Raw genomic sequence first — 26,249 nt, 5'->3', positions numbered from 1 at the left:
TTGTGCTATACTGGTAAGGTTGATTCACTCAACCCTTGGTGCTTAGCTTCTTTCACCAAGCATATTTTACGCGGGAAACCGCCAAAGGAGAGAACATGAAAAATTTAACTGTTCGTGACATGGCAGATATTGCTATTGTTGCTGCTATCTATGTGGTTTTGACCATTACCCCACCACTAAATGCTATTAGCTACGGTGCTTACCAGTTCCGTATTTCTGAGATGATGAATTTTCTAGCCTTTTACAATCCTAAATATATCATCGGTGTGACGATTGGTTGTATGATTGCTAATTTCTTTAGCTTTGGTCTAATAGATGTCTTTGTCGGAGGAGGTTCTACTCTAGTTTTCCTTAGTCTGGGTGTTTGGCTCTTTAGCAAGTACAAGAAAGACTATTTGTTCAATGGTTTGATTCGAAAAGATCATTTTTTCTTTTCAATCCTCTTCTCTATTTCAATGATTACCATTGCAGCAGAACTTCATATCGTTGCTGAAGCTCCATTCTTCTTCACTTGGTTCTCTACAGGAGTTGGAGAGTTTGCATCACTTATCGTAGGTGCAATCCTAATCGGAAAACTGGGACAGCGAATCGACCTCACAAAATAAGAAGTTTATAAGCTAGATTCTTACTAAATCTAGCTTTTTTCATTCCATAAAATTAAAAGAGAGCACTTGACAAGAACATAGAACTATAGTATACTTTTTAGGTAAGCTGATTTAGCTCAGTTGGCAGAGCGCATCCATGGTAAGGATGAGGTCGCCGGTTCAATCCCGGCAATTAGCATTAAATAGACAGAAAAAACCTTGGGAAACCAAGGTTTTTCTTATAGACCTATGTAAATGAAACCAAGGAGTTTTGGCTGTTGACAAAAGTGACTCTCTTTAGTAGAATAGTAGGTGCGATGAGTCGATAGGTAGTCTTCGGACTACTATTGAGCATAAGGAGGTCAAAACGCAGGAGCGGACCTTGATGAGTTGTGTGAACCTGCTCATCACATGAAGATGCCTCTTAGTCCCTAGTCAATGGCTAGGGATTTTTTTATTTTCAGAAATTAGAACTCAAAAATACTTTTCAATTTTTAGAAAAAGTAGTATAATACTTCTATTATAGAAATTTTTAGAAAATTCCGAAAGAGGTTATTTATGGGATATACAGTTGCTGTAGTCGGCGCGACAGGTGCTGTCGGAGCTCAGATGATAAAAATGTTGGAAGAATCAACACTTCCTATCGATAAAATCCGTTACCTTGCTTCAGCACGTTCAGCAGGTAAGACTTTGAAATTTAAAGATCAAGATATTACGATTGAGGAAACGACTGAGACAGCTTTTGAAGGTGTTGATATTGCTCTCTTTTCAGCAGGTGGTTCTACATCAGCTAAGTATGCACCATACGCCGTTAAAGCTGGAGCGGTAGTGGTGGATAATACATCTTATTTCCGTCAAAATCCAGATGTTCCTTTGGTTGTTCCAGAAGTCAATGCTCATGCACTTGATGCCCACAACGGCATCATTGCCTGTCCTAACTGTTCAACTATCCAAATGATGGTAGCTCTTGAGCCCGTTCGTCAGAAATGGGGCTTAGACCGTATCATTGTTTCAACTTACCAAGCTGTTTCAGGTGCTGGTATGGGAGCGATTCTTGAAACACAACGTGAACTTCGTGAAGTTTTAAATGATGGGGTGAATCCACGTGATTTGCATGCGGAAATCTTGCCTTCAGGTGGTGACAAAAAACACTATCCTATCGCCTTCAATGCACTTCCACAAATCGATGTCTTCACTGACAATGATTACACTTACGAAGAGATGAAGATGACTAAGGAAACTAAGAAAATCATGGAAGATGACAGCATTGCAGTATCTGCAACCTGTGTGCGTATTCCAGTCTTGTCAGCTCACTCTGAGTCTGTTTATATCGAAACAAAAGAAATGGCTCCAATCGAAGAAGTGAAAGCAGCCATTGCAGCCTTTCCAGGTGCTGTTCTTGAGGATGATGTGGCTCATCAAATCTATCCTCAAGCCATCAATGCTGTTGGCTCACGTGATACCTTTGTTGGTCGTATCCGTAAGGACTTGGATGCCGAAAAAGGAATTCACATGTGGGTTGTTTCAGATAACCTCCTCAAAGGTGCTGCTTGGAACTCTGTACAGATCGCAGAAACGCTTCATGAGCGTGGTTTGGTCCGTCCAACAGCTGAGCTGAAATTTGAATTGAAATAATGGTTTAGGAGTTCGAATGAACTCCTTCTTTGAAATAGAGAGGTGTAACTCATGTCTTATAAAGATTTAAAAGAGTGTAAAATTATCACTGCCTTTATTACCCCCTTCCATGAAGATGGTTCCATCAACTTTGATGCCATTCCAGCCCTTATAGAGCATTTGTTGGCCCACCATACGGATGGTATTTTGCTAGCTGGAACTACAGCTGAAAGTCCAACCTTGACACACGATGAAGAGTTGGAACTCTTTGCGGCAGTTCAAAAGGTTGTTAATGGACGTGTTCCTTTGATTGCAGGTGTAGGTACCAATGATACACGTGACTCGATTGAATTTGTCAAAGAAGTCGCAGACTTTGGTGGCTTCGCTGCTGGACTTGCTATCGTACCGTACTACAACAAACCTTCTCAAGAAGGGATGTACCAGCACTTTAAAGCTATTGCGGATGCATCAGATTTACCTATTATCATTTATAACATTCCAGGACGTGTGGTTGTCGAATTAACTCCAGAAACCATGCTTCGTTTGGCTGACCATCCAAATATCATTGGTGTCAAAGAATGTACCAGCTTGGCTAATATGGCTTACTTGATTGAGCACAAGCCAGAAGAGTTCTTGATTTATACAGGTGAAGATGGAGATGCCTTCCATGCCATGAACCTTGGTGCAGATGGGGTTATTTCTGTTGCCTCTCATACAAATGGGGACGAAATGCACGAAATGTTTACTGCCATTGCAGAAAGCGACATGAAGAAAGCTGCAGCTATTCAGCGTAAATTCATTCCTAAGGTCAATGCTCTCTTCTCTTATCCAAGTCCTGCACCTGTTAAGGCAGTTTTGAACTACATGGGATTTGAAGCTGGTCCAACTCGATTACCTCTAGTTCCAGCACCAGAAGAAGATGCCAAACGCATTATCAAAGTTGTTGTAGATGGCGACTACGAAGCAACTAAGGCAACTGTAACTGGTGTTTTAAGACCAGATTACTAATAACTATAATAAAATCCATGACCGCAAGAACGATCATGGATTTTTCTTATTTTCCTAAACAGAATTGGCTAAAGAGTTGGGTAATGAGTTCATCTGGAGCAGCATCTCCAGTGATTTCTCCGAGGATTTCCCAAGTACGGGTCAAGTCAACTTGCAACAAATCAACTGGCATACCCAGCTCAAGACCTTCATTAACTGCTTGTAGGCTTTCAACGGCCTTCTCAATCAAGGAAATGTGACGGGCATTTGACAAGTAAGTAGCATCTTGCTCAACCAAACCAGCATTTTCAAAGAAGAGGTCGTTGATGCGTTCTTCGATTTTATCAATGTTTTGATTTTTAAGGACGGAAATACGGATGACATCTTCAGGAAGTTCCTCGGTTTCGATGGCCTCAGGTAGGTCTGTTTTGTTAAGTAGAATAATGCGGTTGGTTTCTTGACTAATTTCAAGCAGTTGTCTGTCTTGAGCAGTCAGTGGTTCGCTGGCATTTAGCACTAGTAGAACTAAGTCGGCTTCCTTGAGGGCTTTTTTGGAACGCTCAACACCGATTTGTTCGACGATGTCATCCGTGTCACGGATTCCAGCTGTGTCAATCAATTTAAGAGGAACACCGTTGATGTTGACGTATTCTTCGATGACATCTCGTGTAGTACCAGCGATGTCAGTCACAATTGCCTTGTCTTCACGCAAGAGGTTGTTGAGAAGGCTAGATTTTCCAACGTTGGGACGGCCGATGATGGCTGTGGATATTCCTTCGCGAAGGATTTTACCGCGACGGGCTGTTCTAAGGAGATTGGTTAGTAATTGTTCAAACTCCATTGTCTTCTCTCGGACAACTGCAGTAGTAGCTTCCTCAACATCGTCATACTCAGGATAGTCGATATTGACCTCAACTTGGGCAAGTGTATTGAGGATTCCTTGGCGAGTATTATTGATAAGATCAGAGAGGGAACCATCTAGTTGTTTGACTGCAATGTTCATGGCTTTATCTGTCTTGGCACGGATGATGTCCATCACCGCCTCAGCCTGCGTCAAGTCCACACGTCCATTTAGGAAGGCACGTTTGGTAAATTCACCAGGCTCAGCCAACCGAGCTCCTTCACGGATAGCTAGCTGGAGAATTTCATTGGTGACGGCAATCCCACCGTGGGTGTTAATCTCGATAATGTCCTCGCGAGTGAAGGTCTTTGGAGACTTCATGGCACCAACCATAACCTCGTCCATAACCTTACCAGTTTGAGGGTCAACGATATGTCCGTAGTTGAGAGTATGGCTTGCAACCTTGCTCAAGTCTTTTCCTTTGAAAATTTTTTTAGCAATGGCAAAACTGTCAGTTCCACTCAGGCGGACAATCCCGATTGCCCCTTCTCCGAGAGGTGTGGAGATAGCAGCAATGGTATCAAATTCACGTGTAATCATATTTCTTCCTTTAAAACACTTTTCTTGGAAATATCTCCAAGGCTCTTTTCAAATTGTAACAAATTTAAACTATTTCTTCAATGGAGGCTACTTGGAGATTGAAAAAGCCTAAGCAATTCTGCTTAAGCTAGCTTATTTGGTGCGCATTTCACCCTGAGGGAAGTAAGTTCCTTCTGGCATGTCGTTGATAATGACATGAACGGCTGATTGAGGTGCTCCAGTATTACGAACAACAGCTTCCGTTACTTCCTTAGCAAGAGCTTTCTTTTGCTCGAGCGTGCGTCCTTCAAATAAATCGATGCGTACAAATGGCATAATAGCTTCCTCCACTAGTTTTGTATTTCTTCTATTTTACCACATTTTGCCGTTTAAAGCTTCAGAAAATTATGATATACTAGAATGTAGCAAAAATTTAGAAATGGACGTGAAATAGAAGCATGGCACAGTTGTATTATCGTTATGGGACTATGAATTCAGGTAAAACGATTGAGATTCTCAAGGTAGCCTATAACTATGAAGAGCAAGGAAAAGGTGTTGTCATCATGACCTCTGCTCTGGATACGCGTGACGGTGTTGGCTATATATCTAGTCGGATTGGCATGAAACGCCCAGCCGTTGTGATTGAAGAGACGACGGATATCTTTGGCTATATCCGAGACCTACCTGAAAAACCTTACTGTGTTCTGGTTGATGAGGCCCAGTTTCTCAAACGTCATCATGTTTACGACCTAGCTCGTGTTGTTGATGAGTTAGACATCCCTGTCATGGCATTCGGTTTGAAAAATGACTTTCGCAATGAACTGTTCGAAGGTTCCAAATATCTCTTGCTCTTAGCAGATAAGATTGACGAAATCAAGACCATTTGCCAGTATTGTAAGAAAAAGGCGACTATGGTACTCAGAACCCTAGATGGGAAGCCTACCTATGAGGGAGAACAAATTCAGATTGGTGGCAATGAAACCTATATCTCAGTTTGCCGTAAACATTATTTTGCGCCTGAAATCAATAAGGAGAATGAAGAAAAATGAACATCTATGATCAACTACAAGCTGTAGAAGACCGTTATGAAGAGTTAGGAGAGTTGCTGAGTGACCCTGATGTCGTTTCTGACACCAAGCGTTTCATGGAGCTCTCAAAAGAAGAGGCTTCTACTCGTGATACAGTAACAGCCTACCGTGAATACAAACAAGTCCTTCAAAACATCGTTGATGCCGAAGAGATGATTAAAGAATCAGGCGGAGATGCGGACTTGGAAGAAATGGCCAAGCAGGAACTCAAAGATGCCAAGGCTGAAAAAGAAGAATACGAAGAAAAACTGAAAATCTTGCTCCTTCCAAAAGATCCAAACGATGACAAAAATATTATCCTTGAAATCCGTGGAGCAGCAGGAGGTGACGAAGCAGCGCTTTTCGCTGGAGACCTTCTAACCATGTACCAAAAGTATGCGGAAGCCCAAGGCTGGCGCTTTGAAGTCATGGAAGCTTCTATGAACGGTGTTGGTGGTTTCAAAGAAGTGGTTGCCATGGTTTCTGGTCAATCCGTTTACTCTAAACTTAAGTATGAATCAGGTGCCCATCGTGTGCAACGTGTCCCTGTGACAGAAAGCCAAGGTCGTGTTCATACATCGACTGCAACTGTCCTTGTCATGCCTGAAGTAGAAGAAGTGGAATACGATATTGATCCAAAAGACCTTCGTGTTGATATCTATCACGCATCTGGTGCTGGTGGACAGAACGTCAACAAGGTTGCGACAGCCGTTCGTATCGTTCACTTGCCAACCAATATCAAGGTTGAGATGCAGGAAGAACGTACCCAGCAGAAGAACCGTGAGAAGGCCATGAAAATCATCCGTGCGCGTGTTGCTGACCACTTTGCTCAGATTGCACAAGACGAACAAGACGCTGAGCGTAAGTCAACAATTGGTACTGGTGACCGTTCAGAACGGATCCGTACATATAACTTCCCACAAAACCGTGTCACAGACCACCGTATTGGCTTGACTCTCCAAAAACTAGATACCATTTTGTCTGGTAAATTGGATGAAGTTGTAGATGCTTTGGTGCTCTATGATCAAACACAAAAATTAGAAGAATTAAACAAATAATGAAATTAGCTCAATTATTCTCAGATTTTGAAGAAGAGTTGATAAGACAAGGAGAGGAAGCTGAAAGCCTCTCTTTTGTCTATCGTAGCCTGAAAAATCAATCCTTTACAGACTTCGTCTTTGCCCTCCAGCAAGAGGTAGACGAGGAAGAAAAACAATTTGTAGAAGAGATTTACCAGCAGTTAGCAACTCATAAACCAGCCCAGTATATCATTGGCTATGCAGATTTCTTTGGTATGCAGTTAACAGTTGATGAGCGAGTTTTGATTCCTCGTCCAGAGACAGAGGAGTTGGTGCAACTTATCCTAGCTGAAAATCCTAAGGAAAATCTCAAGATCTTGGACATCGGTACGGGAAGTGGTGCCATAGCCCTTGCACTAGCAAAAAACAGACCAAATTGGTTAGTGACAGCAACAGATATTTCTCAAGAGGCACTTGATCTTGCATCAGAGAATGCCAAAAATCAAAATCTTAATATATTTTTTAAAAAATCGGATTGTTTTGCAGAAATTTCTGAAAAATATGATATAATTGTATCCAATCCACCCTATATCTCTCGTGAAGATGAGTCAGAAGTCGGTTTGAATGTTTTGCATTCGGAACCTCATCTAGCCCTCTTTGCAGATGAGGATGGCCTAGCTATTTACCGTAGGATTGCGGAAGATGCAAAAGACTATCTTAAAGATGGTGGTAAGATTTACCTTGAAATTGGATACAAGCAAGGTCAAAGTGTTCCCGAACTTTTTAGGAAACACCTTCCTGAAAAAAGAGTTCGAACACTCAAGGACCAGTTTGGTCAAGATAGGATGGTTGTAGTTGATGATGGACAGGATTAGACAAGAGTTGGAAAAGGGTGGGGCAGTTGTTCTGCCTACCGAGACAGTTTATGGTCTCTTTGCCAAAGCTCTGGACGAAAAAGCAGTGGACCATGTTTATCAACTCAAACGTCGTCCCAGAGACAAGGCGCTTAACCTCAATGTTGCCTCTTTAGAAGACATCTTGCACTTTTCAAAGAATCAGCCAGCTTATCTACAAAAACTTGTAGAGATCTTTTTACCAGGTCCCTTGACCCTTATCCTAGAAGCCAATGACAGAGTTCCCTATTGGGTTAACTCTGGTCTTGCAACTGTTGGATTTCGGATGCCGAGTCACCCCATTACCCTTGATTTGATTCGAGAGACAGGTCCCTTGATTGGACCGTCTGCCAATATCTCAGGTCAGGCAAGTGGAGAGACCTTTCAGGAAATTCTGAAAGATTTTGACCAAGAGGTTCTGGGTCTAGAAGATGATGCTTTTCTAACTGGACAGGATTCAACTATTTTGGATTTGTCTGGAGCCAAGGTGAAAATCTTACGACAAGGAGCTATCAAGCGAGAAGATATTCTCGCTCAGGTTCCAGAGATTTCTTTTGAGGAGGAATGAGATGCTAAGAGATTTGCAAGAAACAGATGTAAAAGCTATATGTGACATCAATCAAGAGACCTTGGGCTATTCTTTTAGTCTAGAGGCTACAGCTAGTCAATTAGCTAGACTATCTCAAGATTCCCATCATTTCCTACTTGGTTATGAGGACGCAGTCAGCCATGTCTTGCTGGGATATGTTCACGCTGAAGTCTATGAGTCCCTTTATTCCAAAGCAGGATTCAATATCTTAGGCTTAGCAGTTTCACCTCAGGTACAAGGGCAAGGTATCGGTAAATGCTTACTGCAAGGGTTGGAAAATGAAGCAAAAAGACGAGGTTATGGTTTTATCCGCTTAAACTCTGCCGATCATCGTCTGGGTGCTCATGCATTTTATGAAAAAGTTGGTTATACTTGTGATAAAGTGCAAAAACGGTTTATTCGCATCTTTTAGTTTATTTTCTTATTGTAGAACCAAACTAAATGACCAGTCACACTATAAAGGAGAAGACCTATGATTTTTGACAAAGATGATTTTAAAGCATATGATGCTGATCTCTGGAATGCTATTGCCAAAGAAGAAGAACGCCAACAAAACAACATTGAGTTGATTGCTTCGGAAAACGTGGTTTCCAAGGCTGTTATGGCGGCTCAAGGGTCTATCTTGACCAACAAATATGCCGAGGGTTACCCAGGACGCCGTTATTACGGTGGTACAGATGTGGTGGATGTTGTAGAGACTCTGGCTATTGAACGCGCGAAAGAAATTTTCGGGGCTAAATTTGCCAATGTTCAACCCCACTCAGGAAGCCAAGCCAACTGTGCGGCTTACATGGCCTTGATTGAGCCAGGTGATACGGTTATGGGGATGGATTTGGCAGCAGGTGGACACTTGACCCACGGAGCTTTTGTCAGCTTCTCTGGTCAAACCTACAACTTTGTTTCTTATAGTGTAGATCCTGAAACTGAGCTCTTGGACTTTGACGCTATCTTGAAACAAGCCCAAGAAGTAAAACCAAAACTAATCGTAGCAGGTGCTTCAGCCTATTCTCAAATTATCGACTTCTCAAAATTCCGTGAAATTGCTGATGCTGTTGGGGCTAAGCTCATGGTAGATATGGCCCATATCGCTGGTTTGGTGGCCGCTGGTCTTCATCCAAGTCCAGTTCCATATGCACATATCACAACGACAACGACCCACAAAACACTTCGAGGACCACGTGGTGGCTTGATATTGACTAACGATGAAGAACTTGCTAAGAAAATTAACTCAGCTATTTTCCCTGGTATTCAAGGTGGACCATTAGAGCATGTTATCGCAGCAAAAGCTGTTTCATTCAAAGAAGTATTGGATCCTGCTTTTAAAGAATATGCTGCTAATGTCATCAAGAACAGCAAGGCTATGGCAGCTGTCTTCTTGCAAGACCCTGATTTCCGTATCATTTCTGGTGGGACTGAAAACCACCTTTTCTTAGTTGATGTGACTAAGGTTGTTGAAAACGGAAAAGTTGCTCAAAACTTGCTGGATGAAGTCAATATTACCCTAAATAAAAACTCAATCCCATACGAAACCTTGTCACCATTTAAAACAAGTGGGATTCGTATCGGAGCAGCAGCCATCACTGCGCGTGGATTTGGTGAAGAAGAAAGCCGTAAAGTGGCTGAACTCATCATTAAAACCCTTAAGAATGCAGAAAATGAGGCTGTCTTAGAAGAAGTGAGAAGCGCAGTCAAAGAATTGACAGATGCCTTCCCATTATACGAGGACTAATACTTTTATGGATATTTATATTAAGAAAGCCATTATCCATCAGTTCAGCCCAGATGATACTGAGTTGTTCCTAGCGGATAAGTTTCTCAATATCACTCCAAAAATCGAAGAATACCTACGCAAAAAAATCGAACGTGTGTATTCAGATGAAGCTAAGACTGGGATTTTCGAGGAAGAAAATCCCTTCTTCAATCATATCACATACGATTTGTTGGAGACATCAGTAACCCTGGCTAATCTCTGGAAAGAGGAATTCAGTATTTCTGAAAATCTCAAGACCAATGACCTGGTTTTTGTTCAGTTTTCCAAAGAAGGTGTAGAGCATTTCGCTTTCTTACGAATTGCCCTGCGGGAAACCTTGACCCACCTTGGTGGAGAAGTTGATAATCCAATCAAGCTAACTCAGAATAACTTGCCTGGTTTTGGAACAGGAGCTGATGAGGCCTTGGTCGTCAATCTTCAAAGTCGCAAGTACCACCTGATCGAGAAACGAATCAAGTACAATGGAACTTTTTTGAATTATTTTTCAGAAAATCTCCTTGCTGTCTCTCCTAAGATTTCTCCCAAGAAATCCATCAAGGAACTGGAAAAAACAGCCCAGAGAATTGCAGAGTCCTTTAACACAGATGACTTTCAATTTCAATCTAAGGTAAAATCAGCGATTTTCAATAATTTAGAAGAAAGCAATGAATTGTCTCCTGAAAAATTGGCGAATGACCTTTTTGATAATAATCTGACGGCTCGATTAAGCTTTATTGATCAAGTCAAAGAAGCCGTACCCGAACCAGTCCAGTTTGATGAAATTGATGCCAGTCGTCAACTCAAGAAATTTGAAAATCAAAAACTTTCCTTGTCAAACGGAATCGAACTCATCGTTCCAAATAATGTTTACCAGGACGCGGAGTCTGTTGAGTTTATCCAAAATGACAATGGAACCTATTCTATCTTAATTAAAAATATCGAGGATATTCAAAGTAAATAATGTTTAAATTTATAAGAAGAATGCTAGTGCTAGCAGTCCTCCTTTTTGCTGGATATAAAGCCTATCACATTCGTCAGGATGTAAAGCAAGTCATGACCTACCAAACTATGGTTCGGGAAATCCTCAGCGAAAGAGATACCCCAGCCAATGAAGAGTTGGTGCTCGCCATGATTTATACCGAAACGAAGGGAAAAGAGCGAGATGTCATGCAGTCTAGTGAGTCTGCTAGTGGCGCTACCAATACCATCAATGACGATGCCTCTAGTATTCGTCAAGGGATACAGACATTAACAGATAACCTCTATTTGGCACAGAGCAAAGGAGTAGATGTCTGGACCGCTGTTCAAGCCTATAATTTTGGACCTGCCTATATCGACTTTATTGCTCAGAACGGTAAGGAAAATACTTTGGCCCTAGCCAAGCGTTACTCCCGAGAAACGGTCGCTCCTATCCTTGGTAATACTACAGGGAAGACCTACACCTATATCAACCCTATTTCTATCTTTCACGGAGCCGAACTCTATGAGAATGGTGGAAATTATTACTACTCGAGACAGGTTCGCTTTAATCTCTATATCATGAAATTCTTTAATTTCTTTTAAACATCTGGTTTGACCAGGTGTTTTTCACTATAAGCTTTCTTTAAGATTGTTTTATTACCCTAGAAAGGTAAAGGAGGGAATACCCTATGAGAAAGAAATTCTTTCTAACAAGTGCTGCAGTATTGTGGGCCGCAACAGCTATGACGAGTGTCCACGCAGCAACCGATGTTCAAAAAGTAATCGATGAAACCTATGTACAACCAGAATACGTCCTAGGTTCTTCTCTATCTGAAGACCAGAAGAATCAAACTCTTAGCAAACTTGGCTATGATGCATCAAAAGACACTAAAGATATCAAAACTATGACACCCGATATCTATTCGAAAATTATGAATGTGGCTAATGATGCTAGTTTACAGCTCTATTCGTCGGCTAAGATTCAAAAGCTGGGTGACAAATCACCTCTAGAAGTCAAGATTGAAACGCCTGAAAATATCACCAAGGTGACGCAGGATATGTACCGTAACGCAGCAGTGACGCTGGGAGTCGAGCATGCCAAAATCACAGTTGCAGCTCCTATTCCAGTTACAGGAGAAAGCGCCCTAGCAGGGATTTACTACTCGTTAGAGGCCAATGGTGCTAAAGTACCGCAAGCCAATAAAGACTTGGCCCAAGAAGAACTAAAAGCCTTGTCCGATATCAATGCTGAAAACAAGGACAAGTCAGGCTACGATGCCAATAAGCTCAATGTGGCTTTGGCAGATATCAAGGCAGGAATCGCAAAGGCGAAAGAAGCCAAAGGAAATCTGACAGAGGAAGATGTCCGCAAAATCGTTGAAGACACCCTAAAAAACTACAAACTTGATCAGGTTATAACAGGAAACCAGGTCAATATCATCATCAATTTTGCCCTCAACCTCTCAAAGAGTGACATTTTGAACAATGCTGATTTTACTAAAACCCTAAATGACCTCAAGGAAAGCATCGTTTCCCAAGCTGGAGATAGTTTTAAAAATATCAATCTCAACTTTGATGCCAATAAAGCGCTAGAAGAGGGGGGCAACTTCTTTAGCTCCCTTTGGCAAGCCATTGTCAACTTCTTCAAGAGTTTTGGTGCTTAGGTCATTTCATGATATAATAGATGGTAACAGAAATGTTGCCGTCTTTTTTTGTCGGCCGATAGAAAGTGAAAAATATGTTAAAGAAAAATGATATTGTAGAAGTTGAAATTGTTGATTTGACCCATGAAGGTGCAGGGATCGCCAAGATAGAAGGTTTGGTTTTCTTTGTAGAAAATGCTCTACCAACTGAGAAAATCCTCATGCGAGTCCTTAAGGTCAATAAAAAGATCGGATATGGAAAAGTTGAAGAATGCCTTACACTTTCTCCGCATCGTAACCAAGACCTTGACCTAGCTTATCTACGTTCAGGTATCGCTGACTTGGGGCATCTTGCCTATCCAGAACAGCTTAAGTTTAAAGCCAAGCAAGTCAAGGATAGTCTCTACAAGATTGCTGGTATTAGAGATGTAGAGGTTGCTGAAACACTAGGTATGGAGAATCCTGTCCAGTATCGCAATAAGGCGCAGGTGCCCGTTCGTCGTGTCAATGGTGTCTTGGAAACAGGATTTTTCCGTAAGAATTCGCACGACCTCATGCCCCTTGAAGATTTCTTTATTCAGGATCCTGTCATTGACCAAGTCGTAGTAGCTCTTCGAGATCTCCTCCGTCGTTATGATTTGAAACCTTATGATGAAAAGGAACAGTCCGGCTTGATTCGCAACCTCGTTGTGCGTCGCGGGCACTATTCAGGACAAATCATGGTCATTTTGGTAACCACTCGTCCGAAAGTTTTCCGTGTTGACCAATTGATTGAACAAGTTATCAAGCAGTTCCCAGAGATTGTCTCTGTCATGCAAAATATCAACGACCAGAATACCAATGCGATTTTTGGTAAGGAATGGAAGACTCTTTATGGTCAAGACTATATTACGGATCAGATGTTGGGAAATAACTTCCAAATCGCTGGTCCAGCCTTTTACCAGGTCAATACTCAAATGGCTGAGAAACTCTATCAAACAACCATTGACTTTGCGGAGTTAAAAGCAGATGATGTGGTTATCGATGCTTATTCGGGTATTGGAACCATTGGTTTATCAGTCGCCAAGCATGTCAAGGAAGTCTACGGTGTTGAAGTGATTCCAGAAGCAGTAGAGAATAGCCAGAAGAATGCTAGCTTGAATGGCATTACCAATGCCTACTATGTCTGTGACACAGCTGAAAATGCAATGAAGAATTGGCTCAAGGAAGGTATTCAACCAACCGTTATCTTGGTCGACCCACCACGCAAGGGCTTGACCGAGAGCTTTATCAAAGCAAGCAGTCAAACAGGAGCTGACCGCATCGCTTATATTTCATGTAATGTTGCAACTATGGCGCGTGATATCAAACTCTACCAAGAATTGGGATATGAGTTGAGGAAAGTCCAGCCGGTGGACTTGTTTCCACAAACGCATCATGTCGAGACAATTGTGTTGCTTTCCAAAATAGATTCTAAGAAATATATTAGTGTGGAACTTCCGATGGATGATATGGATTTAACGAGTGCTGAAAGTAAGGCAACATATAAACAAATTCAAAACTATGTTTTTGAAACTTTTGGGTTTAAAGTATCGACACTTTATATTGCACAAGTGAAGAAAAAGCATGGTTTAGAGGTTAGGGAACACTATAATATTTCAAAAAATGAGAATCAGAAAGTTCCACTGTGTCAAATTGAAAAGGAAGAAGCTATTTTGGATGCGTTGAAGCATTTTAAGATGTTGTAATATTAAAACAATAGGGGGGATTATAGACAGTGGCTAATATTGAAAGTATTAAACAAAAAATACTACAACTGGATGCAGGTTCATTTCAAAATCTTTGTGATTCTTATTTATATAAAACGGGCTATCCGAGTATAGTATCTCTTGGTGGAGAAGCAGGTACACGAAAGACCACTTTAGGTACACCTGATACATATTTTATTGCATCAAATGAAAAGTATGTTTTTGTTGAATACACAACTCAAAGGACAAACTTATTTGCAAAAATTAGGGATGACCTTGAAAAATGTCTTGATACAGCAAAGACAGGTGTTCCATATGACAAAATCTCTGAAATTATTTATTGTCATACTTCATCAAACCTTACACCCTTTCAAGATAGTGAAGTAAAAAAACTGTGTGAAGATGTTGGAGTTAAGCTTGTAATTATTGGAATTGATAAGCTTGCAGAAGATATATATCTTTTCCATCATAATCTTTCACGTGATTTTTTGGGAATATCAATAAGTACAGATCAAATTCAATCATATGATGAATTTATTAATAGTTACAATGCAAATAGAATGGCTGCTCCAATTGACACTAAATTTCTATTCAGAGAAAAAGAATTTCAAGATATCATCAATGCTTATCTTAAAGTGGATGTTGTTATACTTAGTGGTTCATCAGGTACGGGGAAAACACGTTTAGCTTTGCATTATGTAAAAAATCATGCAGATGCTAAGAATGAAAAGACTTACTGTATTCATAGTAATGCATTACCAATATACGAGGATTTAAAACTTTTTTTAGATAAACCAGGAGATTATTTTCTTTTTATTGATGATGCTAATCAATTGTCAGGACTGCAGCATATTATCCGATACGTTAGTATGAAACCAGAGGGATATAATGTAAAAATACTTATTACAGTAAGGGATTATGCACTTCAAAAAGTGATAAACGATGTTCGAGCAATCACTTCTTATGAAATTGTGAATGTAAATGTATTTTCAGAGAATGAGATTAAGGAATTACTTGAAATTTCATTGGGCATTTTGAATTCAGACTATCAAGAACGAATTATAAGAATTGCAGAAGGAAATGCTCGTATTGCTATACTTGCTGGGAAAGTAGCATGCAGTTCAAATCGTTTGGAGTCTATTGATGATGTGTCACAATTATATGAAGATTATTATGGTTCTAATTTAGAAAATAATCAATTTTTTATAGACAAAAATCTGTGTATAACTTCTGGTATAATTGCTTTTCTTGAAGCAATTCATTTAGATTATATTGATGCACTTTTACCAATTTTACAGGAAAAAGGGTTAAATCGAGATAGTTTCATTGAAAATATCCGTATGCTTCACGAGCGGGAGATTGTCGATATTTGTAATGATAAAGCTGTTCGTTTTTCTGATCAATGTTTGTCTAATTATTTGTTAAAATATATTTTCTTTGACAAAAAATTACTTAGTTTGTCGAAAATGATTAAAGCTTGCTTTTCAAGTTACAGAGAGAGAACTGTATCTTCTGTTAATACGTTACTTAATATTTTTAAAAATAAGGCACTTTTAAATTTTGCTGAGAAAGAAATAAAGTTATTATGGGATGAATTATCAACAGAAAAATCGCCAATCTTCTTTGAATTTGTAAAAGTCTTTTTTCGCATTAATCCTACGGAAACACTTTTGCTTTTGCAAAATGAAATTGAATCTGAAGAAAGAGTGATTTGTGAATGGATCGATATAGATACTGAAAAAAGAAAAAATTATCAACATGTGGAAAATGATATCATTAAAATTCTTGGTGGATTTGCAGATATGACTGATTTGCCAACCGCTTGTGATTTGTTTTTTCAATATTATCTAAAGCGACCAGATTTATTTATGGAATTTTACCATGCAGTTAATATATATTTTGGTATTCAGAGGGCTTCTTTTCGTAATAGTTTTTATACTCAAATAACTTTTTTTGAAAAAATAATAGAATATTCAAATGATTGGAAACAAGAATTTATTGTAATAATTTTTTTGCAGATAGCAGAAGAATTTCTGAAGTTAAATTTTTCTCCAGCGGAGGAAGGACGAAAGAATGCAATGACCATATATCAGATTCCACTAACTATATCTAAAGGTGTTGAAAAATATCGTGAGTTCATTTGGGAATCGTTAACTTCTTTGAGTAAAATTGAAAAGTATAGAGAAAAAGTTAGGGGAATTCTTAGTTCTTATGGTGACATTATTGACGATATAAGCATTCCTGTTTTACAATTTGATTTAAAATATATTGAATTAATTTTGAAGTTAAATTTTCCACCAGATAAATTGGCAAATTGCCTTTTAGCAGACAAAATAGTGCAAGTTTTTAGCAGAATGAATTATTCTTGTGAATCCTTGTTTTCTGAATATTTTGAAGGAGAGGGCTTTCAATTATATTGTCTTCTTAAAGGACCAGATTATAAAGAAACTGGTTATGAAGAAAATAGAAAACAAAAGCAGCAATCAATTAATCATTACACTTTGAATTGTGATTTACAGATATTTAAGAAGTTAATTGATGTTTGCAACGGTATTTCTGAGCTAGATAACCATTCATATTGGGAGGTCGGTGAAGGATTAGACATTGCCTTTGATGCTATTTCCGATAAAGCAGATTGGTATGTTGATGCAATTAAATATTATATCAAAAACGATACACCAAACAATTTACATCCATACCATCTAGTAGACAATTTATTTTCATTATTATCCGATTCAGAAGTGTATGAAATTATTCTTAGTGAAGAATATAGTCAGAAAAATGCTTGGACATATGCATATTATCATGAATTACCGCCGGGATTAATTACAGAAAAACATTTACAAGGGCTTTATGATTTTTTGAAAGATACTTCTGACAGATATATTACCTCATCATCAATGCGTGATGTAGATTTTCTGGATAAGTATAATACAATAGATGAATTAGCATTAATAGAAGGTTGCAAAATTATTTTGGATAAAAAAGAGTATTCCTCTTTTATCGTGGATATTTATTTTGGCTTGTTATTTAATTATCATCATAATACACCAAGGGAAGTGATTCAAAAATTTAATTGCAATTTAGAATTGCTTGAAGAAATATACTATGCTATGTTGTCATATGATAAACATCATGATTATGACGGACAATTTTTGAAGGAAATATATTCGGTTAGACCTTCTATACTGGACAAGTATATAGATTATTTAATAAATAGTGACTCCTTTAGCGACCATCAAGAAAAGCATTGTTGCTTTTTTGATTTGGACGATTTTGTAGAAATATATAATAAAATCTTTGAGCAGTTGATAAGAAACCGTCAATATTCTAGGTTGTCAGTACCGTATTTTTTAGAATCTTTATTATTGCCAAAGCAAAATGAGAAAAAGCTGTTAGAAAGACAAGATATGTGGATTCGACAATGTATTCAACGATTCTGCAATGATAAAGCAAAAATGTATTGCCTATTTTCAGTTGTGTCAAAATTAGAGATCAAAAGAAAAAAAGAGTATATCTTGCTCTTTCTTGAGAATAATCCGTTGTTTGAAGACTTTGAAAAAATACCATTAACACCTACTTCTTGGAGTTGGTCAGGTAGTGTAGTACCTATGTATTCAGCTTGGATTGAATTTCTCGAATCATTGTTACCAAATTTTATAGGTTTAAAGTGGATAAAACATAAAAACTATATTGAAACAAAAATTGATGATTTACAAAAACAAATCGAAGCGGAGCAGATAGACGAGATTTTAAGAGGATGATTTATAAATACAAAAAGATTGTATAAATATATAAGTAAAACTATCTGTGAATTGACATTTCATGATGGTTTAACCTACAAATAAATTTATCTAAATCTTATTTAAGGTTTAAAAAATATTATGGATGTTGGAGATGTTATTAAGACTGGTTTGGACAATGATGAGCAAGTTGAGTGTGTAAGTTTGTTAGTGAAACGTGGCTAATCCTCAAAAGGTTCACTGAACCTTTTGAGTCCCGCAGACGCATCATGCGGAGACGGTATCACTGCTTGTACAAGCTGATTAAACATGGGTGTAGCTAGTGAAAGTCCTACAGTGAGGAGTTTAAACATGAAATTCCATGAATTTGGTGATAAGAATTTGCCTCCTATTTTACTGATACATGGTGGTGGCAGTTCTTGGTGGAATTATCTTCGTCAAGCACGAATCTTGTCAAAAGAATACCGTATTATTCTACCCACTTTGAATGGCCACGGCGAGGAATATCAACTTGATTATGTTTCTACTGAAGATTCTGCTTTGGAGATTCTAGACTATATCAAAGCAAACTGTGGTGGGAAATTGTTTGCAATCGGTGGTGTTTCACTTGGTGGTCAAATTGCCATGGAGCTTTTGTCTTTAGACAGTGAAATTGCTGAGAAGGCCATCATAGATGGAAGCCTCTGTATTCCTCAACCAAGTTTAGCTAAAATCAGCATCTTTCTAGTGTCTCTATTTGGTAAACTGATGTTCAATAAATTCTCTTGCAAACTTCAGTTAAGCATGATGAACAAACTCTATCCTAAACTGGCTTATCCAGAGGAAATAAAAGCTTATTATTTGGAAGATTTGCCAAGGACGCCTGTCAAAACATTGGTGACAATTTACAAAAACTATATGGGATGTTACAAGCTGAAAGATATGATTTCTGCTAGCAAGGCCCAGGTTCTGTATATCTATGGTGAAAAAGAATTGAACTGTGTGAAAGAATCAGCGAAATTATTTCATCAGCTACATTCAAATACAATTTTGTATGAAGCAAAGGGGTATAACCATGGTTATTTATCAGCTTACCTGCCTTATGAGTGGATTGATTTGGTGGTGCCATTTTTAAAGAGTGATTCATTAGAAATGTGTAACGAATCTGATATGCTATAAAGAGGAAACTTATGCTAGGAGCAATTATTGGTGATATTGTAGGTTCAGTTTACGAATGGAACAATATCAAAACGAAGGATTTTCCTTTATTTCGTGAGGATTGTTTTTTCACAGATGATACGGTAAGTCCGAACCGCTGAGTGTATGAGCTTGTTAGAGAAACGGAACTATTCCTCAAAATAAAGAAACTAAAACTCCATTATTTCGAGATGACAGCCTAAATTGGTTTTAAGGAGGTAAAATATTGATAGAAAGCAGACCTGAGTTTGAAAAAATCTCATCTTTTGATGAGTTTAATAAATACTATTGGTATCGTGATGAACTTTCACAGATATGCAAGTCATTAGGTCTTGAAAATAGAGGTACAAAACAAGAACTAAATGATATTATTGAGCAGTACTTTAAGGGCAATTTGATTAAAAAATCATCAATAAAAAGGAAAAAGAAACAAGTAGAAGTCGTTACCTTGGACACACCCTTGCTTGAATGTGGATTCTCCTTTAATGCACACTTTAGAGAATATTTCTCAACTTTAACAGATGTTTCGCCATTTAAATTTACTGCTGATATGGCTACAGCTTGGAGAAAAGTAAAAAGAGAAAATGATTTGAGTTTTACAATCCAAGATATGCTAAAAGTTTATTATGGAAATTCAGATTATGCTAAGTATGATCATTCGGTTTGTCAATGGAACCAATTTCTAAAGAATTTCTGTGCAGACGAAAATAGTCGAAATTACTCGAATAAACTAAAAGTAGCTTCTATTCTTTGGAAAGAGGTTAGAAATTCAAGTAATGAAAAAATTTATTCAAAGAATCTTTTGACTGAATATGCTGATAAAATAAAAGAGTGTGGCGAGATAGTTAAATAGAAGTGACTTGCTTTTGATAATCTGAATTTTAAACTAGCTATTATACATTAATGCCCAGTACGTCAAAGTTCTTTTTTCTGAGTTTTCATTATATAATAGAATTATATGTAATGATAAATGTAGCTATGCTAATATTTCTATTTAAAATTCAAGGAGAAAATCAATGAAAAAAGCAATGTTAATTATCAACCCTACCTCTGGTGGGGAAAAGGCTTTGGATTATAAGGACAAGCTGGAGAATAAAGCCAAAGATTATTTTGAGCACGTGGAAACGAAGATTACTGAAAAAGCTCTAGATGCGACCATCTTTGCAGAAGAAGCTTCACAAGAAGGATATGATGCAGTGGTTGTTTTTGGTGGAGACGGGACAGTCAATGAAGTCATTTCGGGTATTGCTGAGAGAGACTACATTCCTAAGTTAGGGATTATCCCAGGCGGTACGGGTAACCTCATTACGAAACTTTTGGAAATCAATCAAGACATCGATGGTGCAATTGATGAGCTCGATTTTAACTTAACCAACAAGATTGATATCGGTAAAGCGAATGACAACTATTTTGGTTATATCTTTAGTATCGGTTCTCTGCCTGAGGCGATTCACAATGTTGAAATTGAAGATAAGACAAAATTTGGTATCCTTGCCTATGCTGTAAATACTATGAAGTCCGTCATGACAGATCAGGTCTTTAACATTAATGTCGAGACAGAAAATGGAAATTATCTTGGTGAGGCTAGTCATGTTTTGGTTCTCTTGACAAATTACTTCGCTGATAAAAAGATTTTTGAAGAGAATAAAGATGGCTATGCCAATATTTTGATTCTAAAAGATGCTTCAATATTCTCTAAATTATCTGTCATTCCAGATTTACTAAAAGGGGATGTTGTCGGCAATGATAATATTGAGTATATCAGAGCGCGTAATATTAAAATCTCTTCAGATAGTGAATTGGAGTCAGATGTTGACGGCGATAAGTCGGATAATCTACCTGTAGAAATCAAAGTCCTAGCACAGCGAGTAGAAGTATTTTCGAAACCGAAAGAGTAGAAGGTAAAAATTAGTTTATCCTTCACTGCGAAATCGAGTTTTATATCAACGATTGGGGGAGGAATGAATTCTCTATTTGATGAATTTCGAACAATTTGTTCTCATTTAAACCAAGTCGGGATCACTCCGACTCTCATGGGCTCTTTGGGGTTTGAATACCGTTCAAATGAAGAATGGGGGCCGTCAGACATTGACATTCATGTGCCTGGTGACCCTAGAGGTTGGGAAGCACCTGATCATCTCAGAATTTATGACTGGGACAAGATAATGAAAGTGATGAATCACTTAGGTTACGCCTTAATAGATATTCATGAACATGAATTCCAAAAGGATGGTCTGAGTGTTGAGTTTGGAAGTATCGATTCTTTACCTGATTTTGCAGAAGTTTCGGAATCAGATATAGAGTTGATTCATCGCGAGGACATCACGTTTCGTGTTCCAAGTTTAGAACAGTATTTAAGCATTTACAAAGCTTCTTCCCAAGATTCCTATCGAAATGACCACAATAACAATAAGGATTTTAAGAAGATAGAGTGGTTGGAAAGACATTTGTAAAATCATATGTAGAAAATAGTGAAGCAAATCGATTTGCTATTTTTTGTATTGATTGAACGTGAGGCAATTTGTGATGGAGCTATGTGAATACAAAGGGTACATGGATACATACAGAGACTCATTAGTTTTTTTGTCAATTTGCTCGATAGTTAGATAAGAGTTAGACAATACAAAAACAGTTCCTTGTAGTCAGAAGGAACTGTTTTTATATGGATTAGTTTTTAGAAGCTGCTTGGAATTCAGGGTTTTTCCATGCTTCATCAATAATTGCTTGCAATTCTTTTGCAGAAGCTTGCATTTTTTGAGTTTCAGCGTCGTTCAATGGGATGTTTACTGGACGAACGATACCGTGTGCACCAACAACAGCTGGTTGACCGATAAAGACGTTTTTAACACCGTATTGCCCTTCTTGGAAGACTGAAAGTGGAAGTACTGCATTTTCGTCATCAAGGATTGCTTTTGTGATACGAGCAAGTGCTACGGCGATACCATAGTATGTAGCTCCTTTTTTGTTGATGATTGTGTAGGCTGCATCACGAACACCTTCGAACAATTCAATCAATTCAGCTTCTTGAACGTTTTGAGTATCTTTAAGGAATTCTTCAAGGTTTACACCAGCGATATTGGCATGTGACCAAACCGCAAATTCAGAATCTCCGTGTTCACCCATGATGTAGGCGTGAACTGAACGAGCATCAACATCCAATTTTTCAGCAAGTGCTTGACGGAAACGAGCTGAGTCAAGTGAAGTACCTGAACCGATAACACGTTCTTTAGGGAATCCAGAGAATTTCCAAGTTGAGTAAGTCAAAACGTCAACTGGGTTAGCCGCAACAAGGAAGATACCATCAAAACCTGATTCAACAACTTGTGTCACAATTGATTTGTTGATAGCCAAGTTTTTACCTACAAGGTCAAGACGAGTTTCACCTGGTTTTTGAGGAGCACCTGCAGTGATAACAACAAGGTCAGCGTCTGCACAGTCAGCGTATTGAGCAGCGTAGATTTTTTTAGGTGAAGTGAAGGCAAGGGCGTGGCTAAGGTCAAGCGCATCACCTACAGCTTTTTCGTGTAATTGAGGAATTTCGATAATTCCAAGCTCTTGTGCAATTCCTTGGTTAACAAGTGCGAAAGCGTAAGATGAACCTACGGCACCGTCACCAACAAGGATCACTTTTTTGTGTTGTTTAGTTGAAGTCATTATCTAAACATCTCCTTCATTTTTTTTAGGGGAATCCCCAGACACTTTCATTCTATCACTTTTAAAAAACTTTGTCACGAATATGCCCTCTTGTTCTTGATGTAAACGTTTTAGTGATTTCCAAAGCCTGAAATAAAGGACATTTTATGGTATAATATATCTAGTTACTAATAGTGAAATGAGGCATTTATGAATGCAGGATAGAAATTTAGTGAATGTCAATCTGACAAAGGAGATGAAGACTAGCTTTATCGACTACGCCATGAGTGTTATCGTAGCGCGTGCTCTTCCTGATGTTCGAGATGGCTTAAAACCAGTTCACCGTCGTATTCTTTACGGAATGAATGAATTGGGGGTCACTCCAGATAAACCCCATAAAAAGTCAGCCCGTATCACAGGGGATGTTATGGGTAAATACCACCCACACGGAGATTCCTCTATTTATGAAGCTATGGTCCGCATGGCCCAGTGGTGGAGCTACCGTTACATGCTCGTTGATGGGCATGGAAACTTTGGTTCCATGGATGGGGACGGTGCTGCCGCGCAACGTTACACCGAGGCACGTATGAGCAAGATTGCTCTTGAAATGCTTCGTGATATCAATAAAAATACAGTTGATTTTGTAGACAACTACGATGCCAATGAACGTGAACCCTTGGTTTTGCCAGCTCGTTTTCCAAACCTTTTGGTCAACGGGGCAACTGGGATTGCCGTAGGGATGGCTACCAACATTCCTCCTCACAACCTTGGTGAAACCATTGATGCCGTGAAGCTGGTCATGGACAATCCAGATGTGACTACTAAGGACTTGATGGAAGTCTTGCCTGGTCCAGACTTTCCAACTGGTGCCCTTGTTATGGGGAAATCAGGTATTCATAAGGCCTACGAGACTGGTAAAGGTTCGATTGTTCTTCGTTCTCGTACAGAGATTGAAACTACTAAGACAGGTCGTGAGCGTATCGTTGTAACGGAATTTCCTTACATGGTCAATAAAACCAAGGTCCATGAGCATATTGTTCGCTTGGTTCAGGAAAAACGCCTTGAGGGCATTACGGCAGTACGTGATGAATCCAATCGAGAAGGGGTTCGTTTTGTGATCGAGGTCAAACGGGATGCATCCGCAAATGTTATCCTCAACAATCTCTTCAAGATGACCCAGATGCAAACCAATTTTGGTTTCAATATGCTGGCGATCCAGAATGGCGTACCAAAGATCTTGTCTCTTCGTCAAATTTTGGATGCTTATATTGAGCACCAAAAAGAAGTAGTTGTTCGTCGTACACGTTTTGACAAGGAAAAAGCAGAAGCGCGTGCACATATCTTAGAAGGTCTTTTAATCGCGCTAGACCACATCGACGAGGTAATCCGTATCATCCGTGCTAGTGAAACGGATGCGGAAGCACAAGTTGAATTGATGAGCAAGTTTAAGCTTTCAGAGCGTCAAAGTCAGGCTATCCTTGATATGCGTCTTCGTCGTTTGACAGGATTGGAACGTGATAAGATTCAGTCTGAGTATGATGAATTGATTGCCTTGATTGCAGATTTAGCCGATATTCTTGCCAAACCTGAGCGTGTGGCCCAAATCATCAAAGAGGAATTGGACGAAGTCAAACGCAAGTTTGGTGACAAACGTCGTACTGAGTTGATGGTAGGAGAAGTCTTGACACTTGAGGACGAAGATTTGATTGAAGAGACGGATGTCTTGATTACTCTCTCTAACAAGGGCTACATCAAACGTTTGGACCAGGGTGAGTTCACAGCTCAAAAACGTGGTGGTCGTGGTGTTCAAGGTACTGGTGTCAAGGACGATGATTTTGTGCGTGAGTTGGTTTCAACCAGCACTCATGATCACTTACTCTTCTTTACCAATAAAGGGCGTGTCTATCGCCTTAAAGGCTATGAAATTCCTGAATATGGTCGTACAGCCAAGGGATTGCCTGTTGTCAATCTTTTGAAGTTAGACGAAGGCGAAAGCATTCAGACCATCATCAACGTTGAGTCTGAACGTAGTGATGATGCTTATCTCTTCTTTACAACTCGTCACGGAATCGTGAAGAGAACCAGTGTCAAAGAATTTGCAAATATTCGTCAAAATGGACTTAAGGCCTTGAATCTCAAGGATGAGGATGAGTTGATCAATGTCTTGCTGACAGAAGAAGATACCGATATTATCATTGGTACCAAGTTTGGTTATTCTGTTCGCTTTAATCAGTCAGCTGTTCGTGGAATGAGCCGTATCGCGACAGGTGTCCGAGGAGTCAATCTTCGTGAAGGTGATACAGTAGTTGGCGCAAGTGTTATTACTGACCAGGATGAGGTTCTTATCATCACTGAAAAAGGTTATGGTAAACGTACTCTTGCTACTGAATATCCAACTAAAGGCCGTGGTGGTAAAGGGATGAAGACAGCCAATGTTGCTGAGAAAAATGGTCCTCTTGCAGGCCTACTCACTGTTAAAGGTGATGAAGATCTGATGATTATCACGGATACAGGGGTCATGATTCGAACAAACGTTGCCAATATTTCACAAACAGGACGCTCAACGATGGGAGTTAAGGTGATGCGTCTAGACCAAGATGCCAAGATTGTGACCTTTACAACGGTTGCCGCAGCAGAAAAAGAAGAAGTTGGGACTGAAATTGAAACAGAGAGTGAAGTATAATGTCTGAAAAAGATAATAAAAAGAAAAAAAAGAAACGCAGAAACCTGCTGACCAATATCCTAGCAGTCTTTCTCATCCTCTTGTCCTTGGTCTTGATTTTTAATTCAAAGATCCGAAACATGTTTATGGTTTGGAATACCAATAAATATCAAGTCAGTCAGGTGACTAAAGAAAAGATTGAAGAGAATAAAGAGGCAGAAGGAAATTTCGATTTTGATTCTGTCAAATCGATCTCATCAGAAGCGGTGTTAGCTGCCCAGTGGGATGCTCAACAACTTCCAGTCATAGGAGGTATTGCCATTCCTGAAGTAGAGATCAACCTACCTATTTTTAAAGGTTTAGATAATGTAAACTTGTTCTACGGGGCAGGGACCATGAAAGCAAATCAGAAAATGGGGGAAGGCAACTATTCACTAGCCAGCCACCATATCTTTACTGCTGAAAATGCAAGCCAAATGCTCTTTTCACCTTTGGTCAATGCCAAGGCAGGGATGAAAATCTATCTGACTGATAAAGATAAAGTATACACCTATGAGATTCGTGAGGTGAAGCACGTGACGCCTGATCGCGTAGACGAAATTGAAGACCGTGATGGTATCAAAGAAATCACATTGGTAACCTGTGTCGACTATGACGCGACAGAGCGAATTATTGTTAAAGGTGATTTTAAAGAAGTTAAAGCATATTCAGAAACATCTGATGATGTCCTTAGTGCCTTTAATAAACCATATAAACAGCGTTATTAAACTCTAATGAACCAG

Annotated in this window: 24 protein-coding genes, 1 tRNA gene and 1 riboswitch; of the genes, 22 read left to right on the top strand and 3 right to left on the bottom strand. The window is 39.0% G+C overall.

The features are described 5' to 3' along the window. The first annotated feature begins 1 nt into the window (after position 1). Positions 2-98, top strand: a riboswitch (PreQ1 riboswitch). The 4 genes from DF216_RS00520 (at position 96) to dapA (ending at position 3,206) form a co-directional block, all read left to right on the top strand. After that, a complete protein-coding gene (locus DF216_RS00520) occupies positions 96-605 on the top strand; it encodes a QueT transporter family protein (RefSeq protein WP_129325600.1) in 510 nt (169 codons plus the stop codon). Its footprint overlaps the riboswitch before it by 3 nt. A gap of 105 nt (positions 606-710) precedes the next feature. Then, positions 711-783, top strand: a tRNA-Thr gene (locus DF216_RS00515). A 359-nt stretch (positions 784-1,142) separates the two neighbouring features. Then, positions 1,143-2,219 (top strand): aspartate-semialdehyde dehydrogenase, encoded by a 1,077-nt coding sequence (locus DF216_RS00510; protein ID WP_129325599.1) that lies wholly within the window; start codon positions 1,143-1,145, stop codon positions 2,217-2,219. Between the two features lie 51 nt (positions 2,220-2,270). Next, positions 2,271-3,206, top strand: coding sequence for a 4-hydroxy-tetrahydrodipicolinate synthase (gene dapA / locus DF216_RS00505; RefSeq protein ID WP_129325598.1), 936 nt, complete (start codon positions 2,271-2,273; stop codon positions 3,204-3,206). A gap of 46 nt (positions 3,207-3,252) precedes the next feature. Here dapA and mnmE read toward each other — a convergent pair whose 3' ends face one another. Beyond that, the gene (gene mnmE / locus DF216_RS00500) at positions 3,253-4,626 is read right to left on the bottom strand and encodes a tRNA uridine-5-carboxymethylaminomethyl(34) synthesis GTPase MnmE (protein ID WP_129325597.1); all 1,374 of its coding nucleotides are present in this window, start codon (positions 4,624-4,626) and stop codon (positions 3,253-3,255) included. A 132-nt stretch (positions 4,627-4,758) separates the two neighbouring features. Then, positions 4,759-4,941, bottom strand: a complete 183-nt coding sequence (locus tag DF216_RS00495; protein WP_001117401.1) for a 4-oxalocrotonate tautomerase — start codon at positions 4,939-4,941, stop codon at positions 4,759-4,761. Positions 4,942-5,063: 122 nt separating this feature from the next. On the opposite strand from DF216_RS00495, the gene DF216_RS00490 reads away from it, so the two are divergent. From DF216_RS00490 to DF216_RS00415, 16 genes are all read left to right on the top strand, one after another. Continuing rightward, positions 5,064-5,654: a thymidine kinase gene (locus DF216_RS00490; protein WP_129325596.1), complete on the top strand. Its 591-nt coding sequence runs from the start codon at positions 5,064-5,066 to the stop codon at positions 5,652-5,654. Then, positions 5,651-6,730, top strand: a complete 1,080-nt coding sequence (gene prfA / locus DF216_RS00485; protein WP_001028815.1) for a peptide chain release factor 1 — start codon at positions 5,651-5,653, stop codon at positions 6,728-6,730. Before DF216_RS00490 ends, prfA begins: the two co-directional genes overlap by 4 nt. Further along, the gene (gene prmC, locus DF216_RS00480; RefSeq protein ID WP_129325595.1) at positions 6,730-7,566 is read left to right on the top strand and encodes a peptide chain release factor N(5)-glutamine methyltransferase; all 837 of its coding nucleotides are present in this window, start codon (positions 6,730-6,732) and stop codon (positions 7,564-7,566) included. Before prfA ends, prmC begins: the two co-directional genes overlap by 1 nt. Beyond that, complete coding sequence (locus DF216_RS00475) at positions 7,550-8,152, top strand: L-threonylcarbamoyladenylate synthase (RefSeq protein ID WP_206280066.1); 603 nt, start codon at positions 7,550-7,552, stop codon at positions 8,150-8,152. The genes prmC and DF216_RS00475 overlap by 17 nt, the downstream gene beginning before the upstream one ends. A gap of 1 nt (position 8,153) precedes the next feature. Beyond that, complete coding sequence (locus DF216_RS00470; protein ID WP_129325594.1) at positions 8,154-8,585, top strand: GNAT family N-acetyltransferase; 432 nt, start codon at positions 8,154-8,156, stop codon at positions 8,583-8,585. Positions 8,586-8,645: 60 nt separating this feature from the next. Continuing rightward, positions 8,646-9,902: a serine hydroxymethyltransferase gene (gene glyA / locus DF216_RS00465; protein ID WP_129325593.1), complete on the top strand. Its 1,257-nt coding sequence runs from the start codon at positions 8,646-8,648 to the stop codon at positions 9,900-9,902. A gap of 7 nt (positions 9,903-9,909) precedes the next feature. Then, positions 9,910-10,884, top strand: a complete 975-nt coding sequence (locus DF216_RS00460; RefSeq protein ID WP_164978975.1) for a nucleoid-associated protein — start codon at positions 9,910-9,912, stop codon at positions 10,882-10,884. After that, positions 10,884-11,486 carry a lysozyme family protein gene (locus DF216_RS00455; protein ID WP_129325591.1) on the top strand — a complete coding sequence of 201 codons (603 nt, stop codon included), beginning with the start codon at positions 10,884-10,886 and terminating at the stop codon, positions 11,484-11,486. The genes DF216_RS00460 and DF216_RS00455 overlap by 1 nt, the downstream gene beginning before the upstream one ends. 86 nt (positions 11,487-11,572) lie before the next feature. Beyond that, a complete protein-coding gene (locus DF216_RS00450; RefSeq protein WP_049477734.1) occupies positions 11,573-12,547 on the top strand; it encodes a DUF1002 domain-containing protein in 975 nt (324 codons plus the stop codon). Positions 12,548-12,621: 74 nt separating this feature from the next. Continuing rightward, positions 12,622-14,253: a 23S rRNA (uracil(1939)-C(5))-methyltransferase RlmD gene (gene rlmD / locus DF216_RS00445; RefSeq protein WP_129325590.1), complete on the top strand. Its 1,632-nt coding sequence runs from the start codon at positions 12,622-12,624 to the stop codon at positions 14,251-14,253. 29 nt (positions 14,254-14,282) lie between these two features. Continuing rightward, complete coding sequence (locus DF216_RS00440) at positions 14,283-18,017, top strand: ATP-binding protein (protein ID WP_129325589.1); 3,735 nt, start codon at positions 14,283-14,285, stop codon at positions 18,015-18,017. Between the two features lie 330 nt (positions 18,018-18,347). Further along, positions 18,348-19,154 carry an alpha/beta fold hydrolase gene (locus tag DF216_RS00435; RefSeq protein ID WP_125844129.1) on the top strand — a complete coding sequence of 269 codons (807 nt, stop codon included), beginning with the start codon at positions 18,348-18,350 and terminating at the stop codon, positions 19,152-19,154. An 11-nt stretch (positions 19,155-19,165) separates the two neighbouring features. Next, entirely contained in the window at positions 19,166-19,294 is a 129-nt protein-coding gene (locus DF216_RS00430; RefSeq protein ID WP_096407254.1) for an ADP-ribosylglycohydrolase, read from the top strand. A 104-nt stretch (positions 19,295-19,398) separates the two neighbouring features. Then, entirely contained in the window at positions 19,399-20,025 is a 627-nt protein-coding gene (locus tag DF216_RS00425; RefSeq protein ID WP_129325588.1) for an SAP domain-containing protein, read from the top strand. Positions 20,026-20,188: 163 nt separating this feature from the next. Further along, a complete protein-coding gene (locus DF216_RS00420) occupies positions 20,189-21,070 on the top strand; it encodes a diacylglycerol/lipid kinase family protein (protein WP_129325587.1) in 882 nt (293 codons plus the stop codon). 63 nt (positions 21,071-21,133) lie between these two features. Beyond that, complete coding sequence (locus DF216_RS00415; protein ID WP_129325586.1) at positions 21,134-21,625, top strand: phosphoribosylanthranilate isomerase; 492 nt, start codon at positions 21,134-21,136, stop codon at positions 21,623-21,625. Between the two features lie 214 nt (positions 21,626-21,839). On the opposite strand, the gene DF216_RS00410 is transcribed toward DF216_RS00415, so the two are convergent. Beyond that, on the bottom strand, positions 21,840-22,826 hold the full coding sequence (locus tag DF216_RS00410; RefSeq protein WP_070800159.1) for an L-lactate dehydrogenase: 987 nt from the start codon (positions 22,824-22,826) through the stop codon (positions 21,840-21,842). Between the two features lie 193 nt (positions 22,827-23,019). Here DF216_RS00410 and gyrA point away from each other — a divergent pair, with 193 nt between their 5' ends. Both gyrA and DF216_RS00400 read left to right on the top strand, forming a co-directional pair. Further along, positions 23,020-25,488, top strand: coding sequence for a DNA gyrase subunit A (gene gyrA / locus DF216_RS00405; RefSeq protein WP_129325585.1), 2,469 nt, complete (start codon positions 23,020-23,022; stop codon positions 25,486-25,488). Next, positions 25,488-26,234, top strand: a complete 747-nt coding sequence (locus tag DF216_RS00400) for a class A sortase (RefSeq protein ID WP_084972356.1) — start codon at positions 25,488-25,490, stop codon at positions 26,232-26,234. Before gyrA ends, DF216_RS00400 begins: the two co-directional genes overlap by 1 nt. Positions 26,235-26,249: the final 15 nt, after the last annotated feature.

This window comes from Streptococcus oralis, from assembly GCF_004127215.1.
In the GTDB taxonomy this organism is placed as follows: domain Bacteria; phylum Bacillota; class Bacilli; order Lactobacillales; family Streptococcaceae; genus Streptococcus; species Streptococcus oralis_BD.
The sequence above is the reverse complement of the archived record's forward strand: the minus strand, read 5'-3'. Positions and strand labels throughout refer to the sequence as shown.